General features: G+C 65.6%; 12 protein-coding genes. 6 read left to right on the top strand and 6 right to left on the bottom strand.

All coding sequences use genetic code 11. The features are described 5' to 3' along the window. Window positions 1–20 precede the first annotated feature (20 nt). Window positions 21–479: an HNH endonuclease gene (locus tag EES48_RS08310; protein ID WP_122465927.1), complete on the top strand. Its 459-nt coding sequence runs from the start codon at window positions 21–23 to the stop codon at window positions 477–479. Between the two features lie 23 nt (window positions 480–502). On the opposite strand, the gene EES48_RS08305 is transcribed toward EES48_RS08310, so the two are convergent. Both EES48_RS08305 and EES48_RS08300 read right to left on the bottom strand, forming a co-directional pair. Beyond that, complete coding sequence (locus EES48_RS08305) at window positions 503–1,306, bottom strand: DpnI domain-containing protein (RefSeq protein ID WP_122465926.1); 804 nt, start codon at window positions 1,304–1,306, stop codon at window positions 503–505. Window positions 1,307–1,333: 27 nt separating this feature from the next. Continuing rightward, window positions 1,334–1,552, bottom strand: a complete 219-nt coding sequence (locus EES48_RS08300) for a hypothetical protein (protein ID WP_122465925.1) — start codon at window positions 1,550–1,552, stop codon at window positions 1,334–1,336. A gap of 60 nt (window positions 1,553–1,612) precedes the next feature. Here EES48_RS08300 and EES48_RS08295 point away from each other — a divergent pair, with 60 nt between their 5' ends. Together EES48_RS08295 and EES48_RS08290 are read left to right on the top strand one after the other, a co-directional pair. Continuing rightward, window positions 1,613–2,530 carry a HipA domain-containing protein gene (locus tag EES48_RS08295; protein WP_162998087.1) on the top strand — a complete coding sequence of 306 codons (918 nt, stop codon included), beginning with the start codon at window positions 1,613–1,615 and terminating at the stop codon, window positions 2,528–2,530. A gap of 2 nt (window positions 2,531–2,532) precedes the next feature. Then, window positions 2,533–3,222, top strand: coding sequence for an HIRAN domain-containing protein (locus EES48_RS08290; protein ID WP_162998086.1), 690 nt, complete (start codon window positions 2,533–2,535; stop codon window positions 3,220–3,222). Here EES48_RS08290 and uvrB read toward each other — a convergent pair. Beyond that, window positions 3,219–5,546, bottom strand: a complete 2,328-nt coding sequence (uvrB, locus tag EES48_RS08285) for an excinuclease ABC subunit UvrB (protein WP_122465922.1) — start codon at window positions 5,544–5,546, stop codon at window positions 3,219–3,221. The genes EES48_RS08290 and uvrB overlap by 4 nt on opposite strands. 38 nt (window positions 5,547–5,584) lie before the next feature. Beyond that, window positions 5,585–6,742, bottom strand: coding sequence for a glycoside hydrolase family 53 protein (locus EES48_RS08280; protein WP_122465921.1), 1,158 nt, complete (start codon window positions 6,740–6,742; stop codon window positions 5,585–5,587). A gap of 153 nt (window positions 6,743–6,895) precedes the next feature. On the opposite strand from EES48_RS08280, the gene EES48_RS08275 reads away from it, so the two are divergent. Beyond that, window positions 6,896–7,648: an extensin-like domain-containing protein gene (locus EES48_RS08275; protein WP_122465920.1), complete on the top strand. Its 753-nt coding sequence runs from the start codon at window positions 6,896–6,898 to the stop codon at window positions 7,646–7,648. Window position 7,649: 1 nt separating this feature from the next. Here the strand turns inward: EES48_RS08275 and EES48_RS08270 are convergent, their stop codons facing one another. Continuing rightward, window positions 7,650–8,966: a cation:proton antiporter gene (locus EES48_RS08270; protein WP_122465919.1), complete on the bottom strand. Its 1,317-nt coding sequence runs from the start codon at window positions 8,964–8,966 to the stop codon at window positions 7,650–7,652. Beyond that, window positions 8,963–10,024, bottom strand: a complete 1,062-nt coding sequence (locus EES48_RS08265; protein WP_122465918.1) for a mechanosensitive ion channel family protein — start codon at window positions 10,022–10,024, stop codon at window positions 8,963–8,965. The genes EES48_RS08270 and EES48_RS08265 overlap by 4 nt, the downstream gene beginning before the upstream one ends. Before the next feature lie 98 nt (window positions 10,025–10,122). Between EES48_RS08265 and EES48_RS08260 the strand changes: the two genes are divergently transcribed. Together EES48_RS08260 and rpmG are read left to right on the top strand one after the other, a co-directional pair. Beyond that, complete coding sequence (locus EES48_RS08260; protein ID WP_122465917.1) at window positions 10,123–12,489, top strand: calcium-binding protein; 2,367 nt, start codon at window positions 10,123–10,125, stop codon at window positions 12,487–12,489. Window positions 12,490–12,591: 102 nt separating this feature from the next. Continuing rightward, window positions 12,592–12,759: a 50S ribosomal protein L33 gene (gene rpmG / locus EES48_RS08255; protein ID WP_029417689.1), complete on the top strand. Its 168-nt coding sequence runs from the start codon at window positions 12,592–12,594 to the stop codon at window positions 12,757–12,759. Window positions 12,760–12,778 lie beyond the last annotated feature (19 nt).

Genomic DNA, 12,778 nt, shown 5'->3' with positions numbered 1-12,778 from the left:
GAGCGTCGGGAGGTGGGTCGATGGTGTGTCGGTGGAGACTGGCGGAGGCGCAGAACTGGCGCTGCGCCTACTGCAGTGCCGTCATGACGTCGGAGCCCGGGGGCCCGACCGAGGCGACACGTGATCACGTCGTGCCGAGAAGCGTGGGCGGCGACGATAGCAGTCAGAACCTCGTGGCCGCCTGTTTCAGCTGCAATGTCGTCAAAGCCGACCTCGATGCTTGGGGCTTCGCCCGTGCCCGCATGCGAGCCGTGCGCGCTCGGCGCTGGCTCCCGGGACAGTGGCCGAGTTTGGAGACGTGTGTCCGCATCCGCAGTGACGTGCAGGAAGACGAGCTCGATTACCTGCTGAACGCCTGGCGCGCTCGCCGTGGTGTTCCTTCACCCACGAAGGGCGATCGCCGCGCCATGCGCGAACAGGCCGAACGCCTCGGGATCGTCTTCCATGAGCCGGCCGCGAGCGAAGGGGCGGAATGTTAGGCCCGCGGCGATAGGCGCAAGCCTCACGCCCGCCGATACACCCCACGCCGCGCGGTGAAGTCCAACCACCCGCGATCCCGCAGCACCTGCAGCTGCTGCCTGATCTTCTCCCGCACATGTCGGTTCCCCGGATACTGCGCCGCCAGCGCCGCCTCGTGGGCATAGACCTCGGCCAGAGTGAACTCGGCCCGCCCATTCCCCGCCGTCACCGCCTCCACCACCCGCATCACCGCGAGCAGCCAGCCCCGCGCCTCCAGCCCGGCCTCGGCCAGGAACAGGGTCGAGCGCCACCGATCCAGCACCTCGTCCTTGGGCACATGCGCGCCGCCCGCGATCAGCGGGATGCGCCCCGACAGCGGCACCTGACCGATCAGGATGTTGCACCCCTGCCAGCCCGCGCGCCGGGCCGTGGCCGACAACGGCTTGCGCGGTTCGATGATGTCCTGGGTGAAGAAATGCCGGGGCACCACGATCAGATCGGTGACCGCATGGGCCTCGCGATCATAGCTCATGGCGAACAGGCTGGGATTGTTGCGCTCGGCCAGCCGCCGCATCATCGCGCCATAGGCGCCGTTGACGATCTTGGGCTTCAGCGGCCCCTTGCCCGCCTTGACCTCGAACTCCTCGCCACAGCCGTCGCAGACGAAATCGGCCACTGGCGCATTGTTCAACAGTTGGCGCAGCCGCTCCGCGCCACAGGCCGGACAGAACATCCACGCCGCCACCCAGCCCTCGCTCAGCACCCGCGCCGTCTGGGTCGGCCCCTTAAACACCGCCGCATCCTCGGCGAACCCGAGCGGACTCCAGGACTGATCGCGTTCGGCCATCCCGCCAGAATGGCGACGCCGAGTTAGTTAGCCCTTACCGCGCGTATAGCCGTCGATATCCTCGCCTCGCTCGTCGATGGCCGACATCCGCACCGCGTCGAACTCGACAACGCCTTGCTTATCCCACGTGACCGGAACGTCGCCGCTGTAGGCGAGATCGACCGCCTCTTCGGCGGAGTCGGCTTCGACCTCGCAGGTGTAGTCGACGTAGGCGTCAACACGCGATAGCACTTGAAACTTGGGCATGGTGCTCGGAGATCGACCTCAGTGTTTGCACGAGTTTATCCCCGACAAGCGAGAGAGCAAGTGGTTTCGCTCGCCGACTGGCGTCAGCATGATGATTTCTATCCCTTCGCTCCGGGCACAAAGCCGAAGGGTTTGTTGTGGTGTCCGGAGCATATGAACGTAGAGTTTTTGCTTCCTGGCCACATCTACATGTTCAAAACCGGCGATGATTGGAGAGCGAGGCAGTTTTGGTCGGAAGTTATTGCGTACGAATTGTCCAAAGTTTGCGGAGTTTATGTCCCGCCCGCATTCGTAGCTACTGGTCCTGACGGGGCCACTACAGGGTGCATCCATGAACTGTTTCATGGATATCGAGATCAGGCAGGCGAAGCGCGGCTGATCCACGGTGCCGATTTGCTCCGGCGCATCACGCCCAACTTCGATGACAAAACTGGCCGGCCCCATACTTACACAGCGAACGTCCGAATCTGTCGTGCCTACGGCGTAGCGTACGTGATCGAAAATTGGGCGGCGCTTTTTGCGTTCGACGCCCTCATTGGGAACACCGATCGGCACCCCGAAAATTGGGGGCTACTTCGACAGTTGGAGGATGACACATCACGGCTAGTTTTCGCGCCGCTTTATGATAACGGCACCAGCTTGGGCTACAGCGTTCGTGAGGAGCATCTTGAGCGCGAATTGGCTCAAGATCGGATAGAGCGGTTCATAAATCGCGGCACCCACCATGCTCAGTTCGCCGCGGATGACGTCCGAGGAGCGCGGCACGTGGACCTTTGTCGTCAATTTTCGGCTGAGTATCCCGCCGCTCGCGACGTCATGGCTCGCGTCACTAATTTCGACCCGAAAGAGGTCGCTGACATTCTGGGCTGGTGCACGACCTTCGAGGTGGAGCCCCGGTTCACGAGACAACGGGCCGCCTACGTGGCCCAATTGATAGAATCACGGCGTCAGGCAATAATTGCGGCGCTCGAAGGATGAATATGAACGCCATCGAACATGTCTGCGAACCGTCACGGCTCGTGCTGACTTGGCAATCGCCCGACCTTAGTGGTCGAGATCGGAAGCGCTTCGGTGTTGCTGATCTGCTGAGGGAGGGTAACGATGCGATCCTGGTGTATCGAGCAGACGACGAGGTGTCTGCGGCCAAGGCTCTGGGCTATGTAGGCTATCCGGCGTTCCGACCAGATTCCCGAAGCCACGAGAACGCCTTGTCAGTGTTCAAGAGGCGGCTACCCCCACGGGAGCGGTCAGATTTCGCTCACTATCTACGGAATTTTCGTTTGCAGACTTGCGAGATCAGCGATTTTGCATTGCTAGGATACACGGAAGCCAAGCTTCCGAGCGACGGATTTGCTCTAGTTGACAGGCTGGAGGAAGCTTGTGTTCCTTGCGAGCGCATGCTGGAAATTGCTGGATTTCGGCACTATTCGGCACACACGGCCGGTTTGCTTGAAGGCGAAGAAATTCAGCTCATGCTTGAGCCGGATAATCCATACGATTCGTCCGCAATTGCGTTTTTGTGGCGCGGCAACAAGATCGGTAACGTAAATCGTTTCCAGATTTCAACGGTAACGCATTGGATGCTGGGACGCAGCGTCCGAGCGGTCTTCGAGCGACGAAATGGCGGTCCAGAGCGACCGCGCGGATACGCATTCGTTACGGTTCGTTAGCGCCCCCGCCTAATCCTCTCCACCTTCTCCGCATTCGCCTCCGCCCGCCACCGCTTGGGCGCGGCCTTGTCCACCTCTTCACCGGCGCCGGTCAGGGCCTCGTTGGCGAATTCCAGGTCCAGCAGCTTCATGCGCTTGATCTCGTCGCGCAGTTTGGCGGCCTGTTCGAACTCCAGGTTGGCGGCGGCGTCGCGCATGCGGCTTTCCAGGTCCTTCAGCGCCGCCTGGAAGTTGGAGCCGACGAAGGGTTTGGCGTCCTCGGCGACGCCGGGGCGGGTCAGCTGGTCCAGGGCGCGGCTCTCATAGGGGCTGGCCAGGATCTCCTTGATGTCGCGGCGCACGCTCTCGGGCGTGATGCCGTGTTCGGCGTTATAGGCCTCCTGGCGCTCGCGCCGCCGGTCGGTCTCGGCCATGGCCCGCTCCATCGAGCCGGTGATGCGGTCGGCGTACAGGATCACCCGGCCGTCGACGTTGCGCGCCGCCCGGCCGATGGTCTGGATCAGACTGGTCTCCGAGCGCAGGAAGCCCTCCTTGTCGGCGTCCAGGATGGCGACCAGGCCGCATTCGGGGATGTCCAGCCCCTCCCGCAGCAGGTTGATGCCGATCAGCACGTCGAACGACCCCAGCCGCAGGTCGCGCAGGATCTCGATCCGCTCCAGGGTGTCGACGTCGGAGTGCATGTAGCGGACCCGCACCCCCTGCTCGTGCATATATTCGGTCAGGTCCTCGGCCATGCGTTTGGTCAGGACGGTGACCAGGCTGCGATAGCCCTTGGCCGCCGTCTCCTTGACCTCGGCGATGACGTCGTCGACCTGGTTGGCCGTGGCGCTGGTCACCGGGCGGACCTCGACCGGCGGGTCGATCAGGCCGGTGGGGCGGATCACCTGCTCGACGAACACGCCGCCGGCGCGCTCCATCTCCCACGGGCCGGGGGTGGCGCTGACGTGCACCGTCTGGGGCCGCATGGCGTCCCACTCGTCGAACTTGAGGGGTCTGTTGTCGATACAGCTGGGCAGGCGGAATCCGTATTCGGCCAGGGTCGATTTGCGCCGATAGTCGCCCCGGAACATGCCGTTGATCTGGCCGATGGTGACGTGGCTCTCGTCCACGAACAGCAGGGCGTTGTCGGGGATGTATTCGAAGAAGGTCGGCGGCGGCTCGCCCGGCGCCCGGCCGGTCAGCCAGCGGGAATAGTTCTCGATGCCGGCGCACGATCCCGTCGCCTCCATCATCTCCAGGTCGAACCGGGTGCGCTGCTCCAGCCGCTGGGCCTCCAGCAGCTTGCCGTTCTCGACCATCCAGTCCAGCGTCTCCTTCATCTCGGCCTTGATGCCGGTGATGGCCTGGTTCAGCGTCGGGCGCGGCGTCACATAGTGGCTGGCGGCATAGACCGTGACCTCGGTCAGGTCGGCCGTCTTCTTGCCGGTCAGGGGGTCGAACTCCTGGATCGCCTCGACCTCGTCGCCGAACAGGCTGACCCGCCACGCCCGGTCCTCCAGGTGGACGGGGAAGATCTCCAGGGTGTCGCCGCGCTTGCGGAACATGCCCCGCTCGAACGCGGCGTCGTTGCGCTTGTACTGCAGCGCGATCAGATCGGCCCTCAGCTTCGCCTCGTCGATCGTCGCGCCCACCTTCAGGTCGAACGTCATCGCCGTATAGGTCTCGACCGAGCCGATCCCGTAAATACAGCTCACCGACGCCACAACAATGACATCATCCCGTTCTAGTATAGCCCGAGTCGCCGAGTGCCGCATCCGGTCGATCTGCTCATTGATCGACGAGTCCTTCTCAATGTAAGTATCAGATTTTGGTACATACGCTTCGGGCTGATAGTAGTCGTAATAGCTGACGAAGTACTCGACCGCGTTATCCGGGAAAAAGCCCTTGAATTCGCTATAAAGCTGCGCCGCCAGCGTCTTGTTGGGGGCCAGGATCAGCGCCGGCCGCTGGGTCGCCTCGATGACCTTGGCCATGGTGAAGGTCTTCCCCGACCCCGTGACCCCCAAGAGAACCTGATCGCGGTCTCCGGCTTCCGCCTGGGCGACCAGCTCCGCGATCGCCGCCGGCTGGTCCCCCGCCGGGACGTAGGACGTCTCAAGCCGGAACGGCGTGTGCTTCCTGCCCTTCGGCCGGTCCGGCCGGTGCGGCGTCCACGCCTCCGGCGCCCCCGGCGCCTCCTCCGGCGTCAGCCGAGGGCCCGCCACCGGCGCGAACATCGGCATCCCGTCCCGAACGAACGGCGCCTGGGCCTCGGCCACGCCAGGCGTGTGCTTCGGCTTCTGAAGGCGGGGCTTGGCGGGCGCCGGGGTCGAGGAACGGTTCATGAACGCCAAGATAGGCGCCCGTGCCCCACCCGGCTAGGTCACTCCGGCCAGCGATAGTCGTGCTGGGCCCAGCGGCCGCTGGGGATCAACTCATTGCCGCGGGTCCAGTCGAAATGGGTGGCGTTCTCCCAGTTCGAGCCCGTCGCCCACCGCGTCTTGCAGCCGGTCGAGACCCAGGCCGGCTCCCAGGTCACCACCCCCACGCCGCCGGCGTCGATGGTCATCTGGGTCAGGTCGGTCAGGAACTTCATCTGGCCGTCCGGTGTCGCCGGATAGCCGGGCAACAGCGGCTCGCCCAGCAGATTGCCCGCCTCGTCCGCGCCCTCCAGGGTGAAGGGATAGGCCGTTTCGACCACGATCACGTCCCGATCCGGATAGGCCCGGACCACCCGTCCCACCACGCCCTGCAGCCCGTCCAGGTCCATCGTGGACCATTTGTGATAGAAGCTGATCCCGATCAGGTCATAGCCGGTGACGCCGTATTCCTCGGCCTTCTCGAACCAGGGCTCGACGTTCTCGGGCTGGGCGACGTGGAGCATGATGCGCGGCTTGATGGCGCTCTCGGCGCCGGCGTCGCGGACGGCGCGGATCCCGGCGTTGAGCAGGGCGGCGTTGCGGGTCCAGTTGAACGGCGGCATCGGGCTTTCGCGCGTGTCCTGGGCCATCAGCTCGACATTGGTCTCGTTGCCGACCTGAACCATCTCCGGCATCAGCCCCTCGGCGTCGAGCTCGCGCAGCGTCGCCAGGGTGTAGTCGTAGAGCGCCTGACTCAACGCCGGCACGTCGTTCTTGATGGCCAGCCACTCGGCCGGCACCGACTGGTGGTCGCCGTCGGCCCAGTCGTCCGAATAGTGGAAGTTCAGCAGCACCTGCATGCCCGCCGCACGCGACCGGCGAATGGTCTCCTTGACGTCGGCCAGGTAGGAGTAGGGCGTCCACTCGGCGTCGTTCCACAGGCGGACCCGCACCAGATTCGTGCCGATGTCGCTGAACAGTTCGAAGGCGTCGGTCGGCTGGCCCTCGACCCGATAGACCGCGCCGCAATCCTCCATCTCGTTCACATAGGAGAGGTCGGCGCCGAAATAGAAGCGGGGGATCTCGCCCGAGGGTGATGCTGTCGAGGCATCGGGCGTTTGGGCGCATGCGGTCAGGGCCGTTGCGGCCAGCAGCACGGCGGCGAGAGCGGGGCGGATCATGGGCGCGGCGTCTCCTTCATGGGTCGCGGAGCCGACGCCCCGTCAGTCGCTTTAATGAAACAAGTTTTACCAGTGATTGTCCGCGTGTCGAGAGTGGTCGTGCTGGCGCTCTCTTGAGTTGACGAATCGACGCAGGCGCCGCCGCTTCGGATCATGCGTCTGAGGCTCCTTTTCCTGACCAGCGTCTCCCTGCTGCTCACCTTGGCCGGTTGCGGGCGGCTGCTGCCGGATTTCCGGGATCCGCCGCGTCCGGCCGGATCGGCTCCGGCTCCGATCCAGCCGCAGGGAACCGGGCGCGCCGACTTCGGCCTGATCGACGCCCCCATCGACGGCGGGACGGCGGGACGCATCCGGCAGGCGGCGGCCGACTTCGGCTCGTGCCACGCCACCCTGCTGGCGGCCCAGGTCCAGCTGACGCCCGTGCCGGACCGGGTCGATACGGCGACCTGCGGCGTCGTGGGGGCGGGCACGCTGGACGTCGACCGGGGCACGGTCGCGCGCCTGTCGCCCGCCGCGCCGGTGATGACCTGCGAGACGGCTCTGGCCTTTAGCATCTGGCGGCGGCAGTCGGTGGAGCCGGCGGCCCGCGAAATCCTCGGTTCGGAGGTCGTCCAGATAGACCATTTCGGCACCTATGCCTGTCGGGGCGTCAACGGTCAGGCGGGCGCGCGGCCCAGCGCCCACTCCCAAGCGGCGGCGCTGGATTTCGCCGGGGTCAGGTTGCGCGACGGGCGGCGCATCACCGTGGCCGCCGACTGGGACGACGGGACCGAAGAGGGGCGGTTCCTGAGGCGTATCCGTGACGAGGCCTGTCACCTGTTCGGCACGGTGCTGTCGCCCGAGTACAACAGCTTCCACGACGATCATTTGCACCTGGAGCCCGGGACGCGGCCGTTCTGTCGGTGACCTAATGCGCCGGCCCTTTGAGGCCCGGCGGCGGGATGGATGCGCGACCTGGATCGTCGGGGTCGCGACCCGAGCTCTGGTCCAGACGACGCATCACCGGAGTCACCGTCAGGCCGTGCAGCAGGACCGACAACAGCACGATCAGCCCGACGATGCCCCACAGCCGCTCGGCGCCCTCGAACGCGCCGTGGTTCAGGCCGTAGGTCAGGTAGTAGATCGAGCCAACGCCGCGGATGCCGAAAAAGGCGAGGGTGAACTTCTCGCGGAACGGCGAAGGGTGGCCGATCAGTCCGACCAGCCCCGCCACGGGCCGGACGATCAGCAGCACAGCGACGGCGAGGGCGATGTCGGTCAGGCTGAGCGCGCCCAGCATGCCGGTGACCACCGCGCCGCCGAACAGGATCAGCAGCAGCATCATGGCCAGCCGCTCCACCTGCTCGACCAGGTCGTGCATCTCGCGGTGGAAGTCGTGATCGCGGTGAGCGTGGCGGAGGGTCAGGGCGGTGACGAAGACGGCGAGGAAGCCGTAGCAGTGAACGATCTCTGTCAGGCCATAGCTGACGAAGGTGGCGGCGATGGCGATCAGGCCGTCGCCGGTCTTTGCCAGCTTGCCGTCGCCCGGGACGTGAAAGGTCAGCCAGCCGAACACCTTGCCGATCAGCCAGCCCCCAACGACGCCGGCGCCGATCTCCCACAGCACATTGTAGCTGAGCCAGTTGAGCAGCCACGGCTCGCCGGTCGGCATGGCCAGGCTGAGCACGATCGCCAGATGTACGAAGGGAAAGGCCAGGCCGTCATTGAGCCCGGCCTCCGACGTCAGGCCGAACCGCACCTCATCCTCGCCGCCGCCTTTGGGTGGACCGACCTGAACGTCGGAGGCCAGCACGGGATCGGTCGGCGCCAGAGCCGCGCCAAGCAGCAGGGCGCCGACCAGCGGCAGGCCGGCCCACATGCCAAGGCCGGTGATGGCCAGGATGCTGAGCGGCATGGTGATGGCCAGCAGCCGCCAGGTGACGCCCCAACGTCGCCAGTCGAACGGCCGGTCGATCTTAAGTCCGGCCCCCATAAGGGCGATGATAACGACGAACTCGGTGAACCGCTCGGCGATCTCGGGATAGGCGAGGGGGCGGGGCTGGAGCGTGGCCTGGGGCAGGGCGAAGATGGCCGCGCCGATGATCACGCACACGATCGGCAGGCTGAGCGGCAGCCGCTTCAAGGCCAGCGGCAGCCAGGCCACCAGGGCGATCAGCAGACCGACTCCGGTCAGGATCAGGATGTACGGGTCGGGCGCGAGGTCGCCGAGCGGCGGCAGGGTCATGGCCGCCGATCGGAGGCGCGATCGGCCTCACGCTGGCGGTCGGGTTCGGGGTCGGGCGAGGGCGGTGGGGCCAGCAGGTCGTCGGCCGCATCGTTGGCGCCCGAGGGCTGGGGTGGGGTCTGGGGCGCGGCCGGCGCCGGGGTCAGCCGCTCGCCGTGGCCCAGCACCTTCAGCGCGTCGTCGCCCTCCCGCCCGAACAGGCTGCGGACATGCAGATCGGTCTGGGGGAAGGGCACCTCGACACCGGCGGCGTCCAGGGCGTCGGCGATCAGCCAGGTATAGGCGGCGTGCATGGCGCCGGGGCGCTTGACGGCTTCCTTGGTCGGCCAGACCAGCAGCTCGAACTCCAGGGCGCTGTCGCCGAACTTGACCAGCCAGACCTGACACTTGCGCGCGTCGGTCTCGGGCAGGGTGAAGGGGCTGGCGCGGGCGGCGGCGAGCACCGCGTCGCGCACCTTGCCACGGTCGGCGCCATAGGCGACGCCGAAGGGAATGTGGATGCGCCGGGTGTCGCCCTTCAGCGTCCAGTTGGTGACCGGCCCCTCGATCAGATGGCTGTTGGGGACCAGGACGTTGACGTTGTCGTTGGTGCGGATGCGGGTGGCGCGCGGGCCGATCTCCATGATCGCGCCCTTCACCCCGGCGTCCTCCAGCTCGACATAGTCGCCGACCGACACCATGCGGTCGAAGATCAGGAAGATGCCCGAGACGAACTCCTTGACCACACCCTGCAGACCCAGGCCGATGCCGATGCCGATGGCGCCGGCGAAGATCGCCAGGGACGACAGGTTCAGCCCGGTCGCCGACAGGGCCATCATCACGCCGGCGATGACGATGCCGTAGCCGGCCAGCTTCTCGAGCAGATACAGAGCCCCCGCCGATCGGTTCGATCGGTCGCGAGCCCGCCGCAGACCCCGCGTCACCGCCCAGGACAGCACAATGGCGATGCCCAGGATCACCGCCGCCGAGACCAACCCACCGACGGTGATGGTGGCGCCCGCTACACGCAGCAGCGCGGTGTCGTCGATCTGATCGAGGGCGGTGAGGTCGGGAGACATGCGGCTACAGCGCCGCCCGGGGCCGCCGGGTTCCGGCCAAGGTTGCCCGCTGCGGTTCCGCGTGGTCAGGTACGCGAAACAGTTGTGGGAGTGCGACAATGGCCCGTTTTCTGACCAATGATGTGAAGCTGGGAAGAGGCGAGGGCTATGCCGTCGTCGCCCGCGGGGCTGACGGCCGCTACGCCGTCGTGACTGCGGCGAACCAACTGCAGTTTTTCGACCCCGACGGCCAACCGATCGGCGAACCCATGCCGCTCCCCGGGGGATATGACGATCCTCAGATCGTGGCCTCGGGCGATGGCTATCTGGTGTTCAACATCGCCGGCTCGTTCGAGGACGGTCAGATCTACGGCCAGAGGCTCGACGCGGACGGCCAATCGGTGGGCGAACCGTTCATCATCCATGAACGGAGCGAGCTGGAGTCGCTGGCGGCGATCGGCCTGCCCAACGGCGACGTCGCCTTGCTGTTCCGGAGCGACGACAGCCTCCTGGGCTATGTCGTCAGCGCGGATGGCCAGGAAACCAACTTCTTTATCGTTGGCGACCCGGGCTCACCCACCACGCTCGAGAACCTCGAAGTATCGGCCAACGGTGGCTTCATAGTCACGTATTCCAGCATCGGTGGCGCGGGGCGCGCGGCGTTCACCGACGCGGGCCAGCCGGACACCAGTCCCGGCGGCTTGGACCCGGCGCCGATGACAGCCGAATTGCCCGATGGCGGCTATGTGCTGATCGAAATTCGCTCCGGCATCCTCGTCGCCCAGGAGTTCAACGGCGACGGCTCGCCCCGCACCGACGAGTTCCTGATTGACGATCGCGCCGGAAACCACCTGGGGGCGACGCTCGCGGTCAACGCCGATGGAACCTGGAGCGTCGCTTGGACCGAGCAGGTCGGCGGGGAGACGGAGGTCTATCTGCGCCGCTTCGACGCCTTTTCCGCCGATGCGGCCGCCACGGGGGGCGATGATGACCTGATCGGAACGGATCAGGACGACACCTTGTCTGGCCTCGATGGACGGGACGTGCTGTTCGGTCTGGAGGGCAATGACACCATGGACGGCGGCGCGGGCGCCGATCAGATGTACGGTGGCCTGGGCGACGACATCTACTACGTTGATCATGTTGGCGATGTGGTCGAGGAGTTTGTCAACGCCGGTTTCGACCAGGTGTTCGCCTCGGTCAGCTATGCCCTCGACAATGATCAGATCGAGCGGCTGGTGCTGACCGGATCGGCCGATATCGACGCGACCGGAGATGGCCGCGAGAACCGTCTGGTCGGCAACTCGGGGAACAACAAGCTGGATGGCCGCGAGGGCGCCGACCAGATGGCGGGCGGCTTGGGCGACGACATCTATTGGGTCGACAATGTCGACGACCGGGTCTGGGAGTTCGCCGGCGAAGGCTTTGACCAGATCTGGTCGTCGGTCAGCTATTCGCTGGAGGGCGGTCGAGCCGAAAGGCTGGTGCTGACCGGGACGGCGAATCTGAACGCTGACGGAAACGCCCAGGCCAACCGACTGGTCGGAAATTCCGGTAACAATGTGCTGAATGGACTGGGCGGCGCCGACCAGATGGCGGGTCACGGCGGCGACGACATCTATTACGTCGACAACGTCCGCGACCGGGTTTGGGAGCTCGCCGGCGAGGGGTTCGACCAAATATGGTCGACCGTCAGCTATTCTCTCGCGGACACCTATGTCGAGCGCCTGGTTCTCGATGGAGCCGGGGATATCGACGCCACCGGCAACACCCAGGCTAACCGTCTCGTCGGCAACAGCGGCGACAACGTTCTCGACGGGCGCCAAGGCGCGGACCAGATGGCGGGCCGTTTTGGCGATGACACCTACTATGTCGATAACCTTGGCGACGTGGTTTGGGAGTTCTCGGGACAAGGCCACGACACGGTCGTCAGCAGCGTCGATTTCGACCTGACCGGCGTCTATGCGGAGGACGTGATCCTGACCGGTTCGGCGGACCTGGACGTGCGCGGCAACAGCCTGGCGAACGTCCTGACTGGGAATGACGGGGACAACGTTCTGGATGGCGAGGAAAGCCACGACATCCTGTTCGGCGGCCTGGGGGACGACACCCTGATCGGCGGATCGGGCGACGACGTGCTGAACGGGGGGCTTGGCGCCGATCGACTGGACGGCGGCGCCGGCGCCGATCGCTTCGTCTTCTCCAAGGCGGAGGATTCGGCCTTGGCGAGCTCTGATGTCATCACCGGCCTGGATTCGGCGGATCGGATCGATCTGTCGGCCATTGACGCCAATGGGCTCGATGACGGCGACGACGCCTTCACCCTGGTCGACGCCTTCTCAAACGAGCGGGGTCAAGCGACGCTGGAATACGACGCCGACGCCGGACGCACGGCCCTGCTGATGGATATCGACGGCGACGGTCAGGCGGACATGCGGATCTGGATCGAGGGCGAGGTCACGACCCTGGACACCAGCCTGTTCTGACCGATGACGGGGGCCGCCGGGGGCCCGTTGACTTTGGGGCGCGCCTGAGTATGTTCCGCGCCTCATTTTTCAGCGGCTTTCGCCGTCGCAGAGGTACGTCCGATGGCCAAACCGGCTTCCATCAAAATCCGCCTGAACTCGACGGCGGACACCGGCTTCTTCTATGTCACCAAGAAGAACGCCCGCACCATGACCGAAAAAATGGTCGTCAAGAAGTACGATCCGGTTGTGAAGAAGCACGTCGAATTCAAGGAAGGCAAGATCAAGTAAGAGAGCCCGGCTCTCTGAC

The organism is Brevundimonas lutea (assembly GCF_003704105.1).
In the GTDB taxonomy this organism is placed as follows: Bacteria; Pseudomonadota; Alphaproteobacteria; order Caulobacterales; family Caulobacteraceae; genus Brevundimonas; species Brevundimonas lutea.
The sequence above is the reverse complement of the archived record's forward strand: the minus strand, read 5'-3'. Positions and strand labels throughout refer to the sequence as shown.